The sequence below is a fragment of the Achromobacter ruhlandii genome (genome assembly GCF_002082135.1).
GTDB lineage: Bacteria > Pseudomonadota > Gammaproteobacteria > Burkholderiales > Burkholderiaceae_B > Achromobacter > Achromobacter ruhlandii.
Map to the genome: position 1 here is coordinate 2,812,348 of NZ_CP017433.1, position 20,787 is coordinate 2,833,134.

Genomic DNA, 20,787 nt, shown 5'->3' on the forward strand with positions numbered 1-20,787 from the left:
TTCAGTCCGGTTGGGTGGTCGGGGAAGGCGGGCGAACACGGCCCGGTTCGGCCGCGAAGCCGGGGCCGGCCAGGGTCGCGCGCAGGGCTTCGATGGCGCTGGCGGCTTCGCGCAGCGCGGGCGTGTCGGTCGTCACGGGCGCGGCGGGGACCGCCATGCCTTGAATCACGGCCCGCGCCATGGCCTGCAGCGTCTCGGCCAGCCGCGCCACCGCCGCCGGGTCGGGCGGCGGCTGGCCCGCGGGCAGCGACCAGGCGCTGTCGGAGACCGCGTTGGCCACGCGTTCCAGGGCAACTTCGACCGGCCACCAGGCCAGCGCGCGGCGGCTGACCAGCCGGGGTTCCGACAGGCCGCGCTGCAAGGCGATGCGCAGGTCGGACAGGCGCGCATAGGCCTGGGTGCGCAGGTCGTGGCGGGCCGCCGAATCGGCCTGGAACACGGTGTTCAGGTAGGCGGCCAGGGTGTCCATGGCGGTGGCCACGGCCTGGTCCAGGTTGTGGCGCTCGATCCGCATCCAGGGCAGGTAGCCCACCGCCAGCACGATGGCCGCGGCCACCGCGACGTCCTCCAGCCGCGCCAGCGCGATCGGCCAACTGCCCGGCTGCAGCGCGCCGATCAGCAGCATCAGGATGGGCAGCAGGATCGCCGAGAACAGGCCGTAGTTGCGGCGGATCGACCACGGCAGCAAGGCCGCCAGGGCGGTCACGGTGAGCAGGCTGACCACGCCGCTGCGGTCCAGCGCCAGCACCGTGGCGCTGATCGCCACGCCCACCACGCTGCCGGCGCAGCTTTGCAGCGCGCGGGCGAAGACCGAGCCGAAATTGGGCTTGAACACCACCACCACGATCAGCGGCACCCAGTAGGAGCGCGGCAAGGCCAGCGTGCGCGCCACCGCCTCGGCAACGATCAGGCACAGGCCCAGCCGCGTCAGGTAGCGCAGCGTGGTCGGGCCGGGCCGGTAGGTGCGCGCCAGCACCCGCCAGGGCGTGCGCGGACGCGCCGGCGGCAGGGCCGGGAAAGCGTCGGGCCGCGCCGGGCCGCTGCCTTCCAGCAACGGCCGCGCCTGCTCCAGCGCGTCGGCCAGCGCCGTGGCGCCGGCCCGGCGCACGGCCGCGATGTCGTCGCCGGGCGTCAGCGGCGTGGCGTTCTCGACATGGTCGGCCAGCCGGTTCATGGCCCGCGCGCACGCGGGCGGCAGCACCCGGCCCGCCCGCGCCAGCGCCAGCGCCGCGTCCGACAGCGGTGTGCAGGCCTGCAATTGCGCGGCCAGTCGGGCCAGTCGCGGCGAGGGGCCGGCGGCGCGGCGCCGGGCCGCCAGCACCGTGTCGTAGGCGCCGGCCATGGCGGCTTCCATGTCGCGCCGCGCCGTCATGATGCGCGAGGTGCCGATGGCGGCGAACATGGCCGCCAGCTTGCGATAGGCCAGCGCCACCGCCGCCCGTTCGGGCGCGATCGGGTTCACTACCCAGCCCAGCAGGGTCAGCGCCAGGCCGAACAGGCCGCCCGCGCCCACCAGCGCCGGCGGCAGCCAGGGGGGCAGCGGCGACGTCAGGCTGGCGCCGACGATCACGTAGGTGGCGAATTGCAGCGTGGCGACGGCGGCGATGTTGTTGAAGGTGCCGACCAGGCTGGCTGCCAGCACCAGCAGCGTCATGCCGGCGGCGGTGAGCAGGCCGTGGCCGGACAGCAGCGTGCCCAGGAAGTAACCCAGCGCGCCGCCGAACACCGTGCTGCCGATGGATAGCGCGCGGTTGCGGTAGGGGCCGCCGTTATCGCCGGTGATGGCGGGCAAGGCGCCCAGCGCCACCAGCGCGGCGGCCGCGCTCTGGTCCAGCGCCAGGCCGGCGGCGGTCGGCAGGCCGATGGCCACCGCGGCGCGCAGCGCGACCCAGCGACTGACCGGCGACGGTTCCATGTGCGCCAGGCTCATGAGCCAGCGCATGTTGGAGGCGCGCGCGCGGCGGTTTTCGCGGGAGGCGGCTGAGTGCGGCACGGCGGTCCCGGGCCGGTTAACCCTGGCCCTTGATCAGCGGCGCTTCCTGCGGCGCGGCCAGGCGGAAATAATCGGCGGTGGCCATCAGGATGGAAGCGTCGAGCCGGCCGGCGTTGAACACGATTTCATCGTGCCGCTGGCGCAGGGTGGGATCCACCAGCAGGTGCAGGTCGGGGTTGAAGCTGAAGGGCGGGATCGCGCCGATCTCGCAGCCGGTCAGCTCGCGCGCCAGGTCCTGCGAGGCCAGCGAGGCCTTCTTGCCGCCCGCCGCGCGGGCGATGGCTTCCAGGTCGGCCTGCTGGTCGGCGGGGAACACGGCCAGCACGTTCCGGCGCTGGTTGGATGAGATCTTGACGCGGCAGACCAGCGCCTTGGCGCCCTGGCTGACGGCGGTGCCGCGCACGGCGGCGACTTCCACCGAGCGCCCGGCGGCGGGGTGGGAGATGAGGCGGTAGCGGGCCTGATGCTCGGTCAGCAGGGCCTGCAGGCGGTCGTAGACTTCCATGGCGGGAAATGGTGGGTTGGCAAGGTCAGCGCCGGGAATCCGGCGGGCCATGCCGCATGATACGCCGCCCGCCTCAAATGTCGCCGGTGAAGGCGTAGCCCCAGCCCCAGACGGTGCGGATCGGCAGTTCCATATTGGTTTCGTGGGCCTTGCGGCGCAGCCGGCTGACGACCACGTCGGTGCGTCGCACCGAATCGCGGCCGGCCTGCGGATCGCTGGCCGGCAGGTCGCCACGCGGCATCCGCTTGTCGGGGCTGGTGGTCAGCTTCAGCAGGAAGTCGCGTTCGGCCTGGGTCAGCGGCAGGCGGGTGCCGCGCGGACTGACCAGGGTCCAGGCGGCATCCTGGAACTGCCACTTACCGGTGGCCTCGGCTGGCGTAGTGGCGCCGGCGCGCGCATCGGCATCGGCCGGCCGCCGCCCGCTGATCGGCACGCGGCGCACCAGCGCCTGCAGCGCGGCGGCGATCTCGGCGGTGGCCACGTCGGTCGGGAAGCAGGCATCGGCGCCGCAGTGCAGGCCGAGGATGCGGTTTTCGGGCGAATCGAAGGTAGACACGGCGACGATGCCGGCGGTGGTGTCCATGGCGCGCAGGCCGGCGACGGCCATGCACAGGTCGGTCAGTTCGGCCTCCATCACCAGCAGCGGCGTGCGCCGCGCCTGGAACAGCCGGAACAGCCCGTTGGAGTCCTCGCAACCGCGGGGCGAGAAGCCCATGCCCGCCAGGGCATCGCTGCGGTGCGCGCGTTGGCGGGAGTCGGGCGAGAAGACGATCAGGTCTAGTAGGTCATTCATGAATCGTTGTCGGGATCAGTGCAGCTTCAGCGCATGCATGATGCATCGGATACAACGGATTCCTAAACGCCGCACAACGCCACTTTCTGACCCGAATTCTCGGACATGGCCGTGGAATGTATGTATTGGCGCGGGTTTGCGGGCTATCGGGCGGGAGCGGCCGGACTGTCCGGCGGCTCGTTCCACCAGCCGCCGCCCAGCGCCTGCAGCAAGGCGGCGGTGTCGGCGTAGCGCGCCGCGTCGGCCGCGCCGCGGGCGATGCGCGTCTGCAGCAGCTGGCGCTGGCTGTCCAGCAGGGCCAGGTGGCTGATGCCGCCGGCCTGGTAGCGTTCGCCGGCGATGCGCGCGGCGTCGTCGGCGCGCCGCCAGGCGGTGTCGTAGGCCTCATAGGCGCGGGCGTCGGCCTGCACCGCGCGCAGCGCGTCGGCCACCTGGCGGAAACCGTCCAGCACTGTCTGCCGGTAACCGGCCGCCGCCGCCTCGTAGGCGGCCTCGGCCGAACGCTTGCGGGCGCGCAGTTCGCCGCCATGGAACAGCGGTTGCGCCAGCCCCAGGCCCAGGTTCCAGGCATTGACGCCATCGGTGATATCGCCGGCCCGGGTGCGTTGCGAACCGAAGCTGGCGGTCAGGGTGAAGCGCGGGTATTGGTTGGCGGTGGCCACGCCGACGTTGGCCGAGGCCTGGTGCAGCAGGGCCTCGGCGGCCAGGATGTCGGGCCGCTGGCGGGTCAGCGCCGACGGCACCCCGGTGGGAATCTCGGCCGGCAGCGCCAGGTCGGCCAGGCGCAGCGGCGGCGCCTGCCAGGCGGCGGGCGGCTGGCCCAGGTAGGTGGCCAGCTGGTGCGTGGCCTGGGCCAGCTGGTATTCCAGCGGCGGCACGGTGGCGGCGGTCTGTGCCAGCAGCAGTTCCTGGTTGCGCAGGTCGGCCTCGGCGATGCCGCCGGCCCGCAGGCGTTGCGCCATGATGTCGCGCTGGCGCTGCTGGGCCGCCAGCAGCTCGCGGGTGTCGGCCAGGCGCGCGGCCAGGTCGGCCTGGCGGATGGCGGTGGTGACGACGTTGGCGGCCAGCGTCATGCGCGCGGCCTGCAGTTCGTGCGACTGGTAGTCGACCTGCGCGGCCAGCCCCTCCAGCGCGCGGCGGTTGCCGCCGAACACATCGAGCGTATAGGACACGTCGATCGAGGCGTTGTAGAGCGTGAACGGCGCGGGCTGCTCGGTCACCGGCACGCCAAAGGCGGACGGATCGACCTTCTGCCGGGTCGCCGACAGGTTGGCGTCGACGGCCGGCAGCAGGCGGCCGCCGGTTTCCGCGTTCAGATCCTCGCCGGCCTGGCGCAGCCGGGCGCGGGCCTGTTCCAGGGTCGGGCTGGCCTCCAGCGCCTGCCGCACCAGCGTGTCCAGCGCGTCGGAGCGGAACAGGCGCCACCATTGGGCCGGGATGTCGGCGTCGGTGAGGCGCGGTTGGGCGCCGCTGGCGGGGGCGGCGCTGTCGGTCGGCGACGTGTAGGCGGCGACCGGCGGCGCGGCGGGGCGCTCGAAGTCCGGCCCGACGGCGCAGCCGGGCAACAGGGCGCAGGCGGCCACGAGCGCGGCGCGGCGGGCGAAGGGCAGGTGGGGGCGGGGCATGGCGGCCTTCAATCCAGGGTGCGGCGGTAGAACTTCACGGCGGCGGTCATGACGACCACGGTGAACAGCAGCATGGGCCAGATGGTGGGCCACAGGTCCCACCAGCCGTTGCCCTTGAGCAGGATGCCGCGGATCAGCCGGTTGAAGTGCGTCAGCGGCAGCAGGTTGCCCAGGTACTGCGCCCACTTGGGCATGCCCAGGAACGGGAACATGAAACCGGACAGCAGCATGTTGGGCAGGAAATAGAACATCGTCAGCTGCATCGCCTGCAGCTGGTTCTGCGCCAGCGACGACAGCGTGATGCCGACGGTCAGGTTGGCCGCCACGAAGATCAGCGCGCCTACGTACACCGTCACCAGGTTGCCCAGGAACGGCACGTGGAACACGAAATACGCCGCCAGCAGGATGATGGTGGCCTGGATCAGGCCGATGGCGATGTAGGGCACGATCTTGCCCGTCATCACCTCCAGCGGCCGCACCGGCATGGCCAGCAGGTTTTCCATGGTGCCGCGCTCGCGTTCGCGCGTCATGGCCAGGCCGGTCATCATCACCAGCGTCATGGTCAGGATCACGCCCATCAGGCCGGGCACGGTGTTGTATTGCGAGATCTGTTCTTCGTTGTAGAGCTGGTGCACGCGCACGTCGAACGGCGGCTGGCCGCCCGCCAGGTGCGCCAGCGGGCCGGTCAGGTCCTTGCGCGCCACCGCCTGCGCCAGTTGGGTGGCAGAGCCGATCGCCAGCCCCGTGGCCATCGGGTCGGTGGCGTCGGCCTCGATCAGCAGCGCCGGCCGCTCGCCGCGCAGCAACTGGCGCGAGAAGTCCGGTGGAATGGTCAGCACGAACAGCACCCGGCCCTGCGCCAGCGCGGCGCGGCCGGCCTCTTCGTCGGGCAGGGTCTCGACGATGTCGAAGTAGTCGGACGCGGTCATCGCCGCCACGAAGCTGCGCGTGAACGGGCTGTGGTCGGCCACGATGATGGCGGTCGGCAGTTGCTTGGGGTTGGTGTTGATGGCGTAGCCGAATAGCGCCAGCTGCATGATCGGAATGCCGACGATCATGCCGAAGGTGATGCGGTCGCGCCGCAGCTGCAGGAATTCCTTGAGCACCATGCTCCACCAGCGCGACCACGAGAAGCCCTCCAGGTGGCGTCTCATGCCGCGCTCGCGTAGTTGTCGTCGGAGCGGTTCATCAGGTAGATGAAGACATCCTCCAGGCTGGTGTCGATGCGTTCCAGGCGCAGGTCCTGGCCGGCCACGACGTCTCGCAAGGTGCGTTCGAGCACGGCGGCGTCGCGGCCGCTGATGTGCAGCGCGGTGCCGAAGGCCACGGTCTGGTCCACCCCCGGCGCGCCGCGCAGCCGCTGCGCCAGCGGCACCAGGTCATGGCCGTGGATGGCCCAGGTGGTCAGGCGCTGCTGGGCGATGACTTCGTCGGCGGTGCCCTGGATCAGCAGCTTGCCGTACGAGATGTAGGCCAGCTTGTGGCAGCGCTCGGCCTCGTCCATGTAGTGGGTGCTGACCAGCACCGAAATGCCGCGCGCGGCCAGCTCGTGCAGCTGTTCCCAGAAGTCGCGCCGCGCGGTCGGGTCGACGCCGGCGGTGGGCTCGTCCAGCAGCAGCAGGCGCGGCTCGTGCAGCAGGCAGGCGGCCAGCGCCAGGCGCTGCTTCCAGCCGCCGGACAGCGCGCCGGTGAGCTGGTTGGCGCGGGTCTGCAGGCCCAGGTCCTCGAGCGCGCGGTCAACGGTCTCGCGGCGGTTCGGCATGCCGTACATGCGGGCCACGAAGTCCAGGTTCTCGCGGATGGTCAGGTCGTCCCAGTACGAGAACTTCTGCGTCATGTAGCCGACGTGGCGCTTGATCTCGGCGCTGTCCTTGAGGATGTCGTAGCCCAGGCAGGTGCCGCTGCCGGAGTCGGGCGTGAGCAGGCCGCACATCAGGCGGATGCTGGTGGTCTTGCCGCTGCCGTTGGGGCCGAGAAAGCCGAAGATCTCGCCTTCGCGCACTTGCAGCGAAACGTCGTTGACCACGTGCTTGTTGCCAAAGTGCTTGTTCAGGCCGTGCACGTCGATGACGTAGCCGGGCTCGGCCGCGGGGCGGGCGGGGGCGCCGTTCATTGCAGCGCCGCCTCGACCGGCTGGCCCGGATGCAGCCGCGTGGCCGCGTCCGGCGCGGGGCGGGCCTCGACCATGTAGACCAGCTTGCCGCGCGTTTCGCGGCTGTAGATCACCGGCGGCGTGTACTCGGCCTGCGGCGAGATGTAGTCGATGCGCACCGGCACCGGGTCGCCGCAACCGTCGCAACGCACCATGGCCTGCTGCCCGGGCTTGAGCGTGCCGATCACGCTCTCCGGCACGAAAAAGCGCACCTTGATGTTGCCGGGCGGCAGCAGGCTGACCACCGGGCTGCCGGCCGGCACCCATTCGCCCACGCGGTACAGCGTGTCGAACACCAGGGAGGCGGCGGGCGCCGCCAGGTGTTTCTGCGCCAGGGTCCAGTCGGCCTGCGCCAGCGTCGCGCGCGCCGCCTCGACCTGGGCGGCCTGGGCGCGGCGCTGGTCCTGGCGGCCGGGCAGGTTGGCCACTTCCAGCTGGGCGCGCAGCTCGCGCACGCGTGCGGCATCCGACTGGGCCTGCTCGCGGCTGTCGTCCAGCTGCGCCCGCGCCACGCCACCGGCGCGGAACTGCGCGGTGTCACGCGCCAGTTGCGCCGCCGAGCGCCGGCTGGCGGCCTCGGCCTGGGCCAGCTGGGCGCGGGCGACATCGACCTCGGGCGGCCGCTTGCCGGTGGCAATGTCTTCCAGCTGGGCGCTGGCCGCCGCCAACTGCGCGCCGGCCTGGTCGCGCGCCGCGGTTTCGCGCGTCGCCTCCAGCGCGAACAGCGGCGCGGCGGCGGTGACCTGCTGGCCGCGCTGCACGGACAGCGTATCGAGCCGGCCGGCCTCGGACGAGGCGATGTACAGATATTCGCCCTCGACATAGCCCTGGTAGACGGCATCGTCGCGCTTGCCGCAGGCGGCCAGCAGCGACAGGCCGAGCGCGGCGGCGACGGGCAGCGCGTAGCGCGGGAGGGAAGGGGTGCGCATGGTCAGCGTCCTGTGGCGGGCGGTTCGGTGATGGCGGCCGGCTTGGCGCGCCGGGTCCGCTGTGCCGGCGCGGCGGGCGTGCCGGGGGCGTCGGGCGCCGGGGCTGGCGGGGAAAACAGCCCGCCCGTGAGCATGGCGATGGCGTGCGCGGCAATGGCGTCGTGGTCGATGGCCTGGACCCGCGGATCGTTCTGCCAGATGCGGCGCCACAGGCTGGACGTGGCCAGCGGCAGCAGCGTCAGGCCCAGGATCGACAGGAACACCAGCCGCGGCTCCACGCCCGGGGTGATGGCGCCGGCGCGCTGGCTGTCGGCGATCAGGCCGGCGAACACCTGCAGGCGCTGGGCCGGCAGGTGGCGCAGCACGCGCTCGCGCAACTGGCCGCCTTCGTTGACGACCTCGTGCATCCACAGGGCCGGCAGCCAGGGCCGGTCGGTGCCGCAGCGCACGATGCGCGAGACGATCTCGGTGATGACGATGCGCGCCGTGTCGGCCGAACCGTCCAGGCGCCGCGCCGTCTGCGGCACCGGGCTCCAGACGTAGCCGATGACCGGCACCACCCGTTCCAGCACCACGGCGTCCAGCAACTGGTCGCGGCTCTTGAAGTAGTAGTGCAGCATGGCCGAGGTGAACCCGGCGCGTTCGGCGATGTGGGCCAGGCGGGTGGCGGCCACGCCCTGGGTGGCGAACAGGTCGGTGGCGATGTCCAGCAGCTGGTCGCGCACGGCGGCGCTGTCGGGACGGGCGGGGCGGCCGGGACGGCGCGCGGGGGAAGACTTGGCAGGCATGGGCAGATTCTAATTAAGTATTTAATTAATTAAAAGGGGGAGCAGCCGGCAGGGTCGGCCGACGGCCGGCGCGGCTGGGGTGGTGTAATGGCCGAACCGGAACAGAAGGAGTCAGCACGCCATGCCGCAATCGTCCTCCCTCAACCGCCGCATCGTCCTGGCCTCGCGGCCACGCGGCGAACCCGCCGACAGCGATTTCCGCCTGGAAACCGGCGCGGTCCCCGAACCCGGGCCGGGCCAGCTGCTGCTGCGCACGGTCTATCTTTCCCTCGATCCCTACATGCGCGGCCGCATGAGCGACGCGCCCTCATACGCCGAGCCGGTGCAGGTCGGCCAGCCCATGGTGGGCGGCACCGTGGCCCGGGTGGTGGCCTCGCGCCACGCCGACTATCCGGTGGGCGAGTGGGTGCTGTCCCAGTCGGGCTGGCAGGACTACGCCGTCTCCGACGGCAGCGGCCTGCTCAAGCTGGGCTCGGCGCCCGAGCGTCCGTCGTATTCGCTGGGCGTGCTGGGCATGCCCGGCTTCACCGGCTACATGGGCCTGCTGGACATCGGTCAGCCGAAGGCCGGCGAAACCGTGGTGGTGGCCGCCGCCAGCGGCGCGGTCGGCGCGGTGGTGGGCCAGCTGGCCAAGATCCATGGCTGCAAGGCGGTCGGCATCGCCGGCGGTCCCGACAAATGCCGCTACGTGGTCGAGGAACTGGGCTTTGACGCCTGCATCGACCACCGCGATCCGGCCATGGCCAACCTGCTGGCCAAGGCGGTGCCGCAGGGCATCGACGTGTATTTCGAGAACGTCGGCGGCGCGGTGTTCGATGCCGTGCTGCCGCTGCTCAATCCGCGCGCGCGGGTGCCGGTGTGCGGCCTGATCTCGGCCTACAACGCCACCAGCCTGCCCGACGGCCCCGACCGCCTGCCGCTGCTGATGCGCACCATCCTGACCAAGCGCATCAAGATGCAGGGCTTCATCATCTTCAACGAATACGCGCCGCGTTTCGGCGAGTTCCGCGCGGCCATGCAGGAGCTGCTGCGCGACGGCCGCATCAAGTACCGCGAAGACGTGGTCGATGGCCTGGAGAACGCGCCGCGCGGGCTGATGGGCCTGCTCAAGGGCGAGAACGCCGGCAAGCGCATCGTGCGCGTCGGGCCGGATGAATAGGAACGCAACATGAGGAGCGCAACATGAATATCCTGATCGTGCTGACTTCCCACGACACGCTGGGCAACACCGGCCGCAAGACCGGCTTCTGGCTGGAGGAATTTGCCGCCCCGTACTACGCCTTCCTGGACGCGGGCGCCACGCTGACGCTGGCCTCGCCGCAGGGCGGGCAGCCGCCGCTCGATCCCAAGAGTGACGATCCCGACGCCCAGACCGATGACACGCGCCGTTTCCGCCAGGACGCCGAGGCGCAGCGGCGGCTGGCCAACACGCGCCGGCTGGCCGAGATGCAGGCCGCCGATTACGACGCGGTGTTCTATCCCGGCGGCCACGGCCCGCTATGGGACCTGGCCGAAGACCCCAAGTCGGTGGCGCTGATCGAGACCATGCTGGCGGCGGGCAAGCCCGTGGCGGCGGTCTGCCACGCGCCGGGCGTGCTGCGCCACGCCAAGACCGCCGACGGCAAGCCGCTGGTGCAGGGCCGCCAGGTGACCGGCTTTTCCAACACGGAAGAAGCGGCGGTGCAGTTGACCGCCGTCGTGCCCTTCCTGGTGGAAGATGAACTGGCGCTGTTGGGCGGCCTCTACAGCAAGGGCGCCGACTGGCAGCCGCACGTGGTTTCCGATGGCCTGCTGATCACGGGGCAGAACCCGGCCTCGTCGGTCGGCGTGGCGCAGGCGCTGCTGGAGCGCTTGAAGGGTTGACCGCGTAGCCGAGCGCCGATCTGGCGGCGCGCAGGCGCCGACCGCGCCGAAATCGCACGCGCTTGTGTCAGAATTGATACTTTCTGACACAAGCGCGCGGTTCCGTTGCAACCGCGCGCGCTCACACCGATGCCTCCAGATGTACCCCCAAGCGCGGACGCCGCGTTTCCCGCCGGATCTTGCGAAGCGGCGCTGTTCGCCGCCATGCGGGCCCGCGACGCCGCCACCGGCCGCCATTGCCACCGCGTCGTCGCCCTGAGCGTGGCGCTGGCCCGGGCCTGCGGCCTGGACGACGATGAACAGCAGGCCGTCGCCGTTGCCGCCCGCCTGCACGACGTGGGCAAGATCGGCACGCCCGATCGTGTGCTGTTCTCGCCCAGGCGCCTCGAAAAAGAAGACTGGGAAATCATGAAGTCGCATGCCGCCGTCGGCGCGGACATCATCCTGCAGAGCGACATGCCGCAGCGCGAGCGCATCGCGCTGGCCGTGCGCCACCACCACGAGCATTTCGATGGCTCGGGCTATCCCGAGGGGCTGGCGGGCCACGACATCCCGCTGCACGCGCGCATCATTTCACTGGCCGATTCCTACGACGCGCTCGGGGACGCGCGGCCCTATCATCCGGCGCGCACGCACGCCGAGATCATGCGCATCCTCAATGTGGAAGCGGGATCCAAGTGCGATCCCGACCTGCTGCGCGTGTTCGAGACCATGATCCAGTCCAGCCCGCTGCGCGTGCCCTAGGGCCTGTGCGGGGCTGCTTGTCGTGTGATGCTGCCCCGGCCCCATGCGACAACGCCGCGCCATGCGGGCGCGGTGTTGCGGGTGGGGACGATCACGGCGCGCCCGCGCGCGCCGCTTCAGCGCGGCACTTCAGCGTTTGAATTCAGCGTGTGAATTCAGCGCCTCACCTCAGCGCCTCACTTCAGGCGGTAGTGCGCCGCCACGCCGGCCAGCTCCTGCAGCGTGCGTTGCTGCCAGGCGGCGTCGTGGCCCAGTTCCTCGGCCAGGATGCGCGCCACTTCGGGCGCCGCCAGCATGGCGGCCTCGGCGTCCAGGAACAGCGCGCGGTTGCGGCGCGCCAGCACGTCCTCGGCGCTGCGCGCCAGCTCGAAGCGCGCGGCGAAGCGCACGTGGGCTTCGGACAGGCCGCTGCTCTTGACCAGCATGCGCTCGGCGCCGGGCAGGGCCTTGAGCACGGGCAGGTCGCTGCCGTAGTAGCTGTCCGGCGTGCCGGCGTGTTCCTGGGACGGCGCCAGGCCGTTGGCGCCATGCAGCGCCAGCGACTCGGTGCGGCAGCTGGCCTGCGTCAGCAACTGGTGCTGGATCGCGGTGTCGACCACGTCCTGCGCCATGCGGCGGTAGGTGGTCCACTTGCCGCCGGTCACGGTCACCAACCCCGCCTGCGACACCAGGATGGTGTGCTCGCGCGACAGCGATTTTGTCGAGGCGTCGCCGGTGGCCTTGACCAGCGGCCGCAGGCCCGCCCAGACGCTGGTGACGTCGTCGCGGGTCGGCTTGCGGCTGAGATAGCGCGCGGCGGTGCTCAGGATGAAATCGACGTCCTGGGCGCCGGCTTCCGGATCCAGCGGCAGGTCGTTGCGCGGCGAGTCGGTGGTGCCGACGATGGTGTGGCCGTTCCACGGCACCACGAACAGCACGCGGCCGTCGTCGGTCTTGGGGATCAGGATGGCGCGCTTGCCGGGCAGGAAATCGTGCGGCAGCGTCAGGTGCACGCCCTGGCTGGGCGCCACCATGGTCGGCGCGTTCTTGTCTTCCATGCGGCGCACGCTGTCGACCCAGACGCCGGTGGCGTTGATGACGCAGCGCGCCCGCAGCGTGAAGCTGGCGCCGCCCAGCGCGTCCTGCGCCGTGACGCCGTCGACCTTGCCGCCGGTGGTGGTCAGGCCGGTGGCGCGCACGTAGTTGACCGCGGTGCCGCCCAGGTCGAACAGGGTGCGCATCAAACTCAGCGCCAGGCGCGCGTCGTCGAACTGGCCGTCGTAGTACAGCACGCCGCCCTTCAGGCCGCGGCCGTTGACGTTCTCGGCCAGCGTCGGCGCGTTGGCCAGCGTGTCGCGGCGCGACAGCCAGCGGCTGGGCGACAGGTTCAGCTTGCCGGCCAGCATGTCGTACATCTTCAGGCCGATGCCGTAGAAGGGTTGGTCCAGCAGGTTGTAGGCCGGCACCACGAAGCCCAGCGGCCACACCAGATGCGGCGCGTTGCGGTTGAGCAGGCCGCGTTCGTGCAGCGCTTCGCGCACCAGGCTGATGTTGCCCTGCGCCAGGTAGCGCACGCCGCCGTGCACCAGCTTGGTGGCCTTGCTGGAGGTGCCCTTGGCGAAGTCGGCCGCCTCGATCAGCAGGGTGCGGTAGCCGCGGCTGGCAGCGTCGACGGCGGTGCCCAGGCCGGTCGCGCCGCCGCCGATGACGATCACGTCCCAGGCGGGCGTGTTGTCCAGTTGCGCCAGCAGGCGATTGCGGTCGGGCGGGGTGACGGTGGCGAGCGGTTGGTTCATATGCGTGGGGCGGCGGGGCCGCTAGGGTTCGGTGCGGTGTTCGTTTCTTTTCGTGCCGGCCGGGCGCGGCGCAAGCGCCGTGCCGCGGGCCGGGTCAAGCCGGTCAGGCGGGTACCTTGGCCGCGTTCGGCGCGGCGGCCACTTCGCAGCGCACGCCGGCGTCCAGCAGCACTTGCGCCAGCGGTTCCTGCGGATGCGCGTCGGTGAAGAAGCGGTCGATCTGCGAGATGTGCGCCAGTTCCACCATGGCCTGGCGCTTGAATTTGCTGCTGTCGGCCGCCAGCCATACTTCGCGCGACTGTTCGATGATGGTGCGGGACACGCGCACTTCGCGGAAGTCGTAGTCGCGCAGCGTGCCGTCGGACTCGATGCCGGAAATGCCGATCAGGCCGATGTCGACCCGGAACTGGCGGATGAAGTCCATGGTGGCCTCGCCGACGATGCCGCGGTCGCGCGAACGCACCACGCCGCCGGCGACGATGACTTCGCAATCCGGGTTGTCGGAAAGGATGTCGGCCACGTGCAGGTTGTTGGTGATGACGCGCAGGCCGCGGTGGCGCAGCAGGGCGCGGGCGATGGCCTCGGTGGTGGTGCCGATGTTCAGGATCAGCGAGCAGCCATCGGGCACGGCGCGGGCCACGGCCTCGGCGATGCGTTGCTTGCCGGCCGCGTGCAGCCCCTGGCGCTTGCGGTAGGCGATGTTCTCGATGGTCGACGCTTCGATGCGCACGCCGCCATGGAAGCGCGACAGCAGGCCGGCCTCGGACAGGATGTTGACGTCGCGCCGCACGGTCTGCAGCGTGACGTCGAAGCGTTTGGCCAGCTCTTCGATCGTGGCCGAGCCCTGGGCTCGAACCATTTCGATCAAGGCGCTTTGTCTGGGATTGAGTGTCATGTTGGCGTATGGAGTGTCACAGTCGCATCATAAAACAACAAAAGCGAAAAATAATGACGCGCTGCAAGATTGTATTTTTTTCGCTTCTTGAGTAAAACGCACAAAAAACGAAAGCGATCTGAAAGAAAAACCCGAACCGGCGCGTTCTTGCGCGCTCGCAGGGCCGCTGTACCCGATGTACCGAAGTCCGGTTGATAAACCGGGGACGTATTAAAGGCAGAGGAGACCAGATGCAGCTGACCCTGGACAGGATTGCGTTGCGAGCCGGCTCGCAGACGCACCTGTATCCCATGAGCCTGGCCCCGGTGCCAGGCGCCATGACCGTGTTGCTGGGGGTGACCCTGGCAGGCAAGACATCGCTGATGCGCATCATGGCCGGGCTCGACCGGCCCACCGAGGGCCGGGTGCTGGCCGACGGCGCCGACGTGACCGGCGTGCCGGTGCGCCAGCGCAACGTCGCCATGGTGTACCAGCAATTCATCAACTATCCGTCCATGACGGTGTTCGACAACATCGCCTCGCCGCTCAAGCTGCGCGGCGCGTCGGGTATCGCCGACAAGGTCGGGGCCATGGCCGCGCGCCTGCACATCGACCACCTGCTGGCCCGTCATCCGTCTGAACTGTCCGGCGGGCAGCAGCAGCGGGTGGCGCTGGCGCGGGCCCTGGTCAAGGACGCGCCGCTGATCCTGCTGGACGAACCGCTGGTCAACCTGGACTACAAGCTGCGCGAGGAATTGCGCGACGAGCTCTCGGCCCTGTTCGCCGAGGGCCGCTCGACCGTGGTCTACGCCACCACCGAGCCGGGCGAGGCGCTGCTGCTGGGCGGCCACACCGCCGTGCTGGACGCGGGCGAACTGCTGCAGTACGGCCCGACCGCCGAGGTCTTCCACCGGCCCAATTCGATCCGGGTGGCGCGCGCCTTCAGCGATCCGCCCATGAACCTGTTTGCCGCGCAGCGCGGCGCCGACGGCTTCACGCTGCAGGGCGGCATCGCGGTCGCGCGGCCACTGCCGCCGGGCGCGGGCGGGGCGCTCACCGCCGGCTTGCGGGCGGGTGCGTTGGACATTGCGGCGCGCCCTGGCCACATCGGCCTGGACGGCGTGGTCAAGCTGGCCGAGATCTCCGGGTCCGACACCTTCGTGCACGCCGAAACGGCCGCCGGCGACGTGGTCGCGCAGCTGCCGGGCGTGCATCGCTACACGCTGGAGCAGCGCCTGACGCTGTACTTCGACCCGGCCCAGACCTACGCCTTCGGCGCCGACGGCGCCTTGCTGGCGGCCCCCGCGCGGCCCCACGCCAGCGGAGGGATCGCCTGATGGCGCAGATCGAGCTGGACCTCTCCCATTCCTACGTCGCCAACCCCCAGGCCGACGAGGACTACGCGCTGCTGCCGCTCAAGTTCACCTTCCGCGACGGCGGCGCCTACGCCTTGCTGGGGCCCTCGGGCTGCGGCAAGACCACCTTGCTCAATTGCGTTTCGGGCCTGTTGCGGCCTTCGCATGGGCGCATCCTGTTCGACGGCCGGGACGTCACCAAAAAGACGCCGCAGGCGCGCAACATCGCCCAGGTGTTCCAATTCCCGGTGGTGTACGACACCATGACCGTGGCCGAGAACCTGGCGTTCCCGCTTCGCAACCGCGGCGTGCCGGCCAAGCAGATCCGTGAACGCGTCGGCCGCATCGCCGAGATGCTGGAGATGTCGCACGTGCTGGAGCGCCGCGCCAGCGGCCTGACGGCCGACGCCAAGCAGAAGATCTCGCTGGGCCGCGGCCTGGTGCGCAACGACGTGTCGGCGGTGCTTTTCGACGAACCGCTGACCGTGATCGACCCGCAACTGAAGTGGGAATTGCGCCGCAAGCTCAAGGAAATCCACCACGAGTTCAAGCTGACGCTGATCTACGTCACGCACGACCAGACCGAGGCGCTGACCTTCGCCGACCAGGTGATGGTGATGGCGCGCGGCCGCGCGGTGCAGGTGGGCAGCGCCGACGACCTGTTCGAGCGGCCGGCACACACTTTCGTCGGCCATTTCATCGGCTCGCCCGGCATGAACTTCCTGCCGGCGCAGTGGCGCGACGGCGGCCTGATGGTGGGCCAGCGCCGCGTCGACGGCGTGCCGGATGCGATGGCGGCCAGGCTGGCCGACGCCGGCCCGGTCAAGCTGGGCGTGCGCCCGGAATACCTGCGTCTGGCCGACGCCAACGCGCCCGGCGCCATCCCGGCCACGGTCCAACGGGTGCAGGACGTGGGCACCTACACCTTGCTGCTGGCCGACTTCGAGGGCGCGCCGCTGCGCGCCCGCCTGGGCACCGAGGCGGCATCCATCGCGCCCGGCGCCACGGTCTGGCTGTCGGCGCTCAATCCGCATACCTGCTTCTACCGCGACGAGGAGCTGATCCGATGAAACCGATCGATCACCGGGCCTGGTTCCTGGTCCTGCCCGTGGTGCTGTGCGTGGCGTTCTCGGCCATCCTGCCGCTGATGACCATCGTCAATTACTCGGTGCAGGACATCATTTCGCCCGAGCGCCGCGTGTTCGTCGGCACCGAATGGTTCGCCGCCGTGCTGCAGGACGAGGAACTGCACGGCGCGCTGCTGCGCCAGATCGGCTTCTCGCTGGCGGTGCTGGCCATCGAGATCCCGCTGGGCATCCTGCTGGCGCTGTCGATGCCGGCCAGCGGCTGGCGCGCCTCGGCGGTGCTGGTCATCATCGCGCTGTCGCTGCTGATCCCGTGGAACGTGGTGGGCACAATCTGGCAGGTGTTCGGCCGCACTGACATCGGCCTGCTGGGGGCGACGCTGTCGTGGCTGGGGGTGGACTACAACTACACCGGCAACGACCTGGACGCCTGGGTCACGGTGCTGGTGATGGACGTCTGGCACTGGACGCCGCTGGTGGCGCTGCTGTGCTATGCCGGCCTGCGCGCCATTCCCGACGCCTATTACCAGGCCGCGCGCATCGATGGCGCCTCGCGCCTGGCGGTGTTCCGCTACATCCAGCTGCCCAAGATGCGCGGCGTGCTGATGATCGCGGTGCTGCTGCGCTTCATGGACAGCTTCATGATCTACACCGAGCCGTTCGTGCTGACCGGCGGCGGGCCGGGCAACGCCACCACCTTCCTGTCGCAGTACCTGACGCAGAAGGCCGTGGGCCAGTTCGACCTGGGCCCGGCGGCGGCGTTCTCGATCATCTACTTCCTGATCATCCTGCTGCTCTGCTTCATTCTGTACAACTGGATGCAGCGCGCCGGCACCACCGGCGGTTTCGACGAGGAGCGCGCCAATGCGTGAGCAATCCACCTGGTGGCGCGGCGCCTTCCTGGCGCTGTACCTGGTGTTCGCCATCCTGCCGCTGTACTGGATGCTGAACATGTCGTTCAAGACCAATACCGAGATCGTCAGCACCCTGACGCTGTGGCCGCGCGAGTTCACGCTGGAGCACTACCGCACCATCTTCACCGATCCGGCCTGGTATTCGGGCTACATCAACTCGCTGATCTACGTGGTCATCAACACGGTCATCTCGCTGGCCGTGGCGCTGCCGGCGGCGTACGCGTTCTCGCGCTACCGCTTCATCGGCGACAAGCACGTGTTCTTCTGGCTGCTGACCAACCGCATGACGCCGCCGGCGGTGTTCCTGCTGCCGTTCTTCCAGCTGTACAGCTCGTTCGGGCTGATGGACACGCACCTGGCGGTGGCGCTGGCGCACCTGGTGTTCAACGTGCCGCTGGCGGTGTGGATCCTGGAAGGCTTCATGTCGGGCGTGCCGCGCGAGATCGACGAGACCGCCTACGTGGACGGCTATTCGTTCCCGCGCTTCTTCCTGACGATCTTCCTGCCGCTGATCAAGTCGGGCGTGGGCGTGGCGGCGTTCTTCTGCTTCATGTTCAGCTGGGTCGAGCTGCTGCTGGCGCGCACGCTGACCTCGGTCAACGCCAAGCCCATCGTCGCCACCATGACGCGCACGGTCTCGGCCTCGGGCATGGACTGGGGCGTGCTGGCGGCGGCCGGGGTGCTGACCATCGTGCCCGGCGGCATCGTCATCTGGTTCGTGCGGCACTACATCGCGAAGGGTTTCGCGATGGGCCGGGTCTGAGGGGGGAGGGCGCCACATGTTCAGCTGGATGGTATGGACCACCCCCGTCGCCGTGTTCTTCTCCTGCATCGTGCTGATGCTGGTGGGCATGACGGTCTGGGAACTGAAATCGCCCACGGTCGAGCGCAAGGGCTTCCTGCCGCTGCGCACGACCCGGGGCGACCGCCTCTTCATCGGCCTGATGGCCGCGGCCTGGCTCAACCTGGCGTTCCTGGGGTTCGGGCAGAAGGCGGTGGAATGGTTTTCGCTGGATGAGCCGCCATCGGTGTGGATCAGCTTCGTGCTGTCCATGCTGCTGCTGGCCTTCATCATGAGGAAAGGCTGACGGGGCGCAGACCCCGCGCGATATCAGCGGTTTGGAAGGACGATCGGCCAGTGTCTTCCCCGGCCAGAAGTCCGCAGCACCACAGGGGAGGACTTATCGAGGAGACAGGTCATGAAATTGCGCATGCACGCCATGGCGGCCGCCATCGCCCTGATCGGTACGTCAGGGGCCTGGGCCGGCGAGCCGGAGGCGAAGAAGTGGGTCGATTCGGAATTCCAGCCGTCGACCCTGTCCAAGGACCAGCAGATGGCCGAGATGAAGTGGTTCATCGAGACCGCCGCCAAGCTCAAGGCCAAGGGCGTCAATGAAATCAACGTGGTGTCGGAAACCATCACCACCCACGAGTACGAGTCCAAGGTGCTGGCCAAGGCCTTCACCGAGATCACCGGCATCAAGGTCAACCACGACCTGATCCAGGAAGGCGACGTGGTCGAGAAGCTGCAGACCTCGATGCAGTCGGGCAAGTCCATCTACGACGGCTGGATCTCCGACTCCGACCTGATCGGCACCCACTACCGCTACGGCGCCATCCTGCCGCTGTCCGACTACATGGCCGGCGCCGGCAAGGAATGGACCAACCCGGGCCTGGACCTGAAGGACTTCATCGGCACCAAATTCACCACCGCGCCGGACGGCAAGCTGTACCAGCTGCCCGACCAGCAGTTCGCCAACGTCTACTGGTTCCGCGCCGACTGGTTCGCGCGCCAGGACCTGAAGGACAAGTTCAAGGCCAAGTACGGCTACGAGCTGGGCGTGCCGACCAACTGGTCCGCCTACGAGGACATCGCCGACTTCTTCTCCAACGACGTCAAGGAGCTGGACGGCAAGAAGGTCTATGGCCACATGGACTACGGCAAGAAGGACCCGTCGCTGGGCTGGCGCTTCACCGACGCGTGGCTGTCGATGGCCGGCGCCGCCGACAAGGGCCTGCCCAACGGCATGCCGGTGGACGAGTGGGGCATCCGCGTGGCCGACGACAAGTGCACGCCGGTGGGCGCCTCGGTGGCGCGCGGCGGCGCCACCAACAGTCCGGCCGCGGTCTACGCGCTGACCAAGTACGTCGACTGGATGAAGAAGTACGCGCCGCAGCAGGCCATGGGCATGACCTTCTCGGAATCCGGTCCGGTGCCGGCGCAGGGCCAGATCGCGCAGCAGATCTTCTGGTACACGGCCTTCACCGCCGACATGACCAAGAAGGGCCTGCCGGTGGTCAACGAGGACGGCACGCCCAAGTGGCGCATGGCGCCGTCGCCGTACGGCCCGTACTGGAAGGACGGCATGCAGAACGGCTACCAGGACGTGGGCTCGTGGACCTTCTTCAAGTCCACCAACCCCGACAAGATGGCTGCCGCCTGGCTCTACGCCCAGTTCGTCACGGCCAAGACGGTGTCGCTGAAGAAGTCGATCACCGGCCTGACCTTCATCCGCGACAGCGACATCCACAGCGACTACTTCAGCAAGAACGCGGCCAACTACGGCGGCCTGATCGAGTTCTACCGCAGCCCCGCGCGCGTGGCCTGGACGCCGACCGGCAACAACGTGCCCGACTATCCCAAGCTGGCGCAACTGTGGTGGAAGAACGTCGCCACCGCCGTCACCGGCGAAAAGACGCCGCAGGCCGCGATGGACAACCTGGCCAACGAAATGGACCAGGTGATGGCGCGGCTGGAGCGGGCCGGCATGGCGCAATGCGCGCCCAAGCTGAACGCCAAGGGCGATCCGAACAAATGGCTGTCGGATCAGCATGCGCCGTGGAAGAAGCTGGCCAATGAAAAGCCCAAGGGCGAAACGGTGGCGTACGAAAAGCTGCTGGAAGCCTGGAAGGAAGGGAAGGTGCGGTAGGCACCGCGCGATATCTTCGTCATCTCGAAGCGCCACGGCTTCCGTGGCGCTTTTTCATTGCAAAAACGTAATCCCCTTATCCGCTTTCTGTCCGCATCGCCTTCCTAGAATGAATCCCGTGCAGTACCCCCCACGATTCATAGGAGTGAAGCATGCAGATTCTTCGTAAAACCGCACTGATCCTGGCCCTGGCGGCGGGTGTTTCCGGCACGGCGCTGGCCCAGCAGGCGCAGTCCACGGCCCTGACCAGCCCCTACGGCGCGTCGCTCTCGCGTGCCGAGGTGCTGGCCGACCTGGCGCTGTGGAAGCGCGCCGGCGTGGACCGGTTCTGGCGCGGCGAGGCCACGCCGGACATCTACAGTCCCGAGTACAAGGCGGCGTTCTCGGAGTATGTGCGGCTGCGCTCGGGCCCGGACTACCAGGCCGAAGTGCAGCGCCAGAACGAACTGCGCCGATAACGGC

20 protein-coding genes are annotated in these 20,787 nt (G+C 69.5%); 10 read left to right on the forward strand and 10 right to left on the reverse strand.

What is annotated here, in order from left to right; translation table 11 throughout:
• Position 1: 1 nt before the first annotated feature.
• The 8 genes from AruCF_RS12680 to AruCF_RS12715 all read right to left on the reverse strand — a co-directional run bounded on the left by AruCF_RS12680 (position 2) and on the right by AruCF_RS12715 (position 8,785).
• Positions 2–1,930, reverse strand: a complete 1,929-nt coding sequence (locus tag AruCF_RS12680) for an FUSC family protein (protein WP_235432649.1) — start codon at positions 1,928–1,930, stop codon at positions 2–4.
• Positions 1,931–2,009: 79 nt separating this feature from the next.
• The gene (locus AruCF_RS12685) at positions 2,010–2,498 is read right to left on the reverse strand and encodes a YbaK/prolyl-tRNA synthetase associated domain-containing protein (protein ID WP_049073405.1); all 489 of its coding nucleotides are present in this window, start codon (positions 2,496–2,498) and stop codon (positions 2,010–2,012) included.
• Between the two features lie 73 nt (positions 2,499–2,571).
• Entirely contained in the window at positions 2,572–3,291 is a 720-nt protein-coding gene (locus AruCF_RS12690) for a response regulator transcription factor (RefSeq protein ID WP_049073406.1), read from the reverse strand.
• A gap of 143 nt (positions 3,292–3,434) precedes the next feature.
• On the reverse strand, positions 3,435–4,916 hold the full coding sequence (locus AruCF_RS12695) for an efflux transporter outer membrane subunit (RefSeq protein WP_083036768.1): 1,482 nt from the start codon (positions 4,914–4,916) through the stop codon (positions 3,435–3,437).
• Between the two features lie 8 nt (positions 4,917–4,924).
• Positions 4,925–6,070: an ABC transporter permease gene (locus AruCF_RS12700; protein WP_049073408.1), complete on the reverse strand. Its 1,146-nt coding sequence runs from the start codon at positions 6,068–6,070 to the stop codon at positions 4,925–4,927.
• Positions 6,067–7,029 carry an ABC transporter ATP-binding protein gene (locus tag AruCF_RS12705; protein WP_049073409.1) on the reverse strand — a complete coding sequence of 321 codons (963 nt, stop codon included), beginning with the start codon at positions 7,027–7,029 and terminating at the stop codon, positions 6,067–6,069. The genes AruCF_RS12700 and AruCF_RS12705 overlap by 4 nt, the downstream gene beginning before the upstream one ends.
• Complete coding sequence (locus AruCF_RS12710; RefSeq protein WP_049073410.1) at positions 7,026–7,997, reverse strand: HlyD family secretion protein; 972 nt, start codon at positions 7,995–7,997, stop codon at positions 7,026–7,028. The genes AruCF_RS12705 and AruCF_RS12710 overlap by 4 nt, the downstream gene beginning before the upstream one ends.
• Positions 7,998–7,999: 2 nt before the next feature.
• Positions 8,000–8,785: a TetR/AcrR family transcriptional regulator gene (locus AruCF_RS12715; protein ID WP_049073411.1), complete on the reverse strand. Its 786-nt coding sequence runs from the start codon at positions 8,783–8,785 to the stop codon at positions 8,000–8,002.
• A gap of 121 nt (positions 8,786–8,906) precedes the next feature.
• Between AruCF_RS12715 and curA the strand changes: the two genes are divergently transcribed.
• From curA to AruCF_RS12730, 3 genes are all read left to right on the forward strand, one after another.
• Positions 8,907–9,944, forward strand: a complete 1,038-nt coding sequence (curA, locus tag AruCF_RS12720) for an NADPH-dependent curcumin/dihydrocurcumin reductase (RefSeq protein WP_049073412.1) — start codon at positions 8,907–8,909, stop codon at positions 9,942–9,944.
• 23 nt (positions 9,945–9,967) lie between these two features.
• Positions 9,968–10,648: a type 1 glutamine amidotransferase domain-containing protein gene (locus AruCF_RS12725; RefSeq protein WP_049073413.1), complete on the forward strand. Its 681-nt coding sequence runs from the start codon at positions 9,968–9,970 to the stop codon at positions 10,646–10,648.
• A gap of 129 nt (positions 10,649–10,777) precedes the next feature.
• Complete coding sequence (locus tag AruCF_RS12730; RefSeq protein ID WP_049073414.1) at positions 10,778–11,392, forward strand: HD-GYP domain-containing protein; 615 nt, start codon at positions 10,778–10,780, stop codon at positions 11,390–11,392.
• A gap of 176 nt (positions 11,393–11,568) precedes the next feature.
• On the opposite strand, the gene AruCF_RS12735 is transcribed toward AruCF_RS12730, so the two are convergent.
• A complete protein-coding gene (locus AruCF_RS12735; RefSeq protein ID WP_049073415.1) occupies positions 11,569–13,167 on the reverse strand; it encodes a glycerol-3-phosphate dehydrogenase/oxidase in 1,599 nt (532 codons plus the stop codon).
• Between the two features lie 103 nt (positions 13,168–13,270).
• Positions 13,271–14,062 carry a DeoR/GlpR family DNA-binding transcription regulator gene (locus AruCF_RS12740; RefSeq protein WP_049073416.1) on the reverse strand — a complete coding sequence of 264 codons (792 nt, stop codon included), beginning with the start codon at positions 14,060–14,062 and terminating at the stop codon, positions 13,271–13,273.
• A 230-nt stretch (positions 14,063–14,292) separates the two neighbouring features.
• Between AruCF_RS12740 and AruCF_RS12745 the strand changes: the two genes are divergently transcribed.
• The 7 genes from AruCF_RS12745 (at position 14,293) to AruCF_RS12775 (ending at position 20,783) form a co-directional block, all read left to right on the forward strand.
• On the forward strand, positions 14,293–15,378 hold the full coding sequence (locus AruCF_RS12745; RefSeq protein ID WP_049073417.1) for an ABC transporter ATP-binding protein: 1,086 nt from the start codon (positions 14,293–14,295) through the stop codon (positions 15,376–15,378).
• Complete coding sequence (locus AruCF_RS12750) at positions 15,378–16,466, forward strand: ABC transporter ATP-binding protein (protein ID WP_049073418.1); 1,089 nt, start codon at positions 15,378–15,380, stop codon at positions 16,464–16,466. Before AruCF_RS12745 ends, AruCF_RS12750 begins: the two co-directional genes overlap by 1 nt.
• Complete coding sequence (locus AruCF_RS12755; protein WP_006385278.1) at positions 16,463–17,353, forward strand: carbohydrate ABC transporter permease; 891 nt, start codon at positions 16,463–16,465, stop codon at positions 17,351–17,353. Before AruCF_RS12750 ends, AruCF_RS12755 begins: the two co-directional genes overlap by 4 nt.
• A complete protein-coding gene (locus AruCF_RS12760) occupies positions 17,346–18,158 on the forward strand; it encodes a carbohydrate ABC transporter permease (RefSeq protein WP_020927431.1) in 813 nt (270 codons plus the stop codon). Before AruCF_RS12755 ends, AruCF_RS12760 begins: the two co-directional genes overlap by 8 nt.
• Before the next feature lie 16 nt (positions 18,159–18,174).
• Positions 18,175–18,483, forward strand: coding sequence for a DUF2160 domain-containing protein (locus AruCF_RS12765; RefSeq protein WP_047992707.1), 309 nt, complete (start codon positions 18,175–18,177; stop codon positions 18,481–18,483).
• A 111-nt stretch (positions 18,484–18,594) separates the two neighbouring features.
• Positions 18,595–20,325: an ABC transporter substrate-binding protein gene (locus tag AruCF_RS12770; RefSeq protein ID WP_049073419.1), complete on the forward strand. Its 1,731-nt coding sequence runs from the start codon at positions 18,595–18,597 to the stop codon at positions 20,323–20,325.
• A 152-nt stretch (positions 20,326–20,477) separates the two neighbouring features.
• Positions 20,478–20,783: a DUF4148 domain-containing protein gene (locus AruCF_RS12775; protein WP_049073420.1), complete on the forward strand. Its 306-nt coding sequence runs from the start codon at positions 20,478–20,480 to the stop codon at positions 20,781–20,783.
• Positions 20,784–20,787 lie beyond the last annotated feature (4 nt).

Bases quoted from the DNA above. Each gene is read 5' to 3' on its own strand.
- AruCF_RS12710 (WP_049073410.1), bottom strand. From the start codon at position 7,997: ATGCGCACCCCTTCCCTCCCGCGCTACGCGCTGCCCGTCGCCGCCGCG.
- AruCF_RS12715 (WP_049073411.1), bottom strand. From the start codon at position 8,785: ATGCCTGCCAAGTCTTCCCCCGCGCGCCGTCCCGGCCGCCCCGCCCGT.
- AruCF_RS12745 (WP_049073417.1), top strand. From the start codon at position 14,293: ATGCAGCTGACCCTGGACAGGATTGCGTTGCGAGCCGGCTCGCAGACG.
- AruCF_RS12700 (WP_049073408.1), bottom strand. From the start codon at position 6,070: ATGAGACGCCACCTGGAGGGCTTCTCGTGGTCGCGCTGGTGGAGCATG.
- AruCF_RS12760 (WP_020927431.1), top strand. From the start codon at position 17,346: ATGCGTGAGCAATCCACCTGGTGGCGCGGCGCCTTCCTGGCGCTGTAC.
- AruCF_RS12705 (WP_049073409.1), bottom strand. From the start codon at position 7,029: ATGAACGGCGCCCCCGCCCGCCCCGCGGCCGAGCCCGGCTACGTCATC.
- AruCF_RS12695 (WP_083036768.1), bottom strand. From the start codon at position 4,916: ATGCCCCGCCCCCACCTGCCCTTCGCCCGCCGCGCCGCGCTCGTGGCC.
- AruCF_RS12690 (WP_049073406.1), bottom strand. From the start codon at position 3,291: ATGAATGACCTACTAGACCTGATCGTCTTCTCGCCCGACTCCCGCCAA.
- AruCF_RS12775 (WP_049073420.1), top strand. From the start codon at position 20,478: ATGCAGATTCTTCGTAAAACCGCACTGATCCTGGCCCTGGCGGCGGGT.
- AruCF_RS12770 (WP_049073419.1), top strand. From the start codon at position 18,595: ATGAAATTGCGCATGCACGCCATGGCGGCCGCCATCGCCCTGATCGGT.
- AruCF_RS12740 (WP_049073416.1), bottom strand. From the start codon at position 14,062: ATGACACTCAATCCCAGACAAAGCGCCTTGATCGAAATGGTTCGAGCC.
- AruCF_RS12685 (WP_049073405.1), bottom strand. From the start codon at position 2,498: ATGGAAGTCTACGACCGCCTGCAGGCCCTGCTGACCGAGCATCAGGCC.
- AruCF_RS12750 (WP_049073418.1), top strand. From the start codon at position 15,378: ATGGCGCAGATCGAGCTGGACCTCTCCCATTCCTACGTCGCCAACCCC.
- AruCF_RS12765 (WP_047992707.1), top strand. From the start codon at position 18,175: ATGTTCAGCTGGATGGTATGGACCACCCCCGTCGCCGTGTTCTTCTCC.
- curA (WP_049073412.1), top strand. From the start codon at position 8,907: ATGCCGCAATCGTCCTCCCTCAACCGCCGCATCGTCCTGGCCTCGCGG.
- AruCF_RS12735 (WP_049073415.1), bottom strand. From the start codon at position 13,167: ATGAACCAACCGCTCGCCACCGTCACCCCGCCCGACCGCAATCGCCTG.
- AruCF_RS12755 (WP_006385278.1), top strand. From the start codon at position 16,463: ATGAAACCGATCGATCACCGGGCCTGGTTCCTGGTCCTGCCCGTGGTG.
- AruCF_RS12730 (WP_049073414.1), top strand. From the start codon at position 10,778: ATGCCTCCAGATGTACCCCCAAGCGCGGACGCCGCGTTTCCCGCCGGA.
- AruCF_RS12680 (WP_235432649.1), bottom strand. From the start codon at position 1,930: ATGAGCCTGGCGCACATGGAACCGTCGCCGGTCAGTCGCTGGGTCGCG.
- AruCF_RS12725 (WP_049073413.1), top strand. From the start codon at position 9,968: ATGAATATCCTGATCGTGCTGACTTCCCACGACACGCTGGGCAACACC.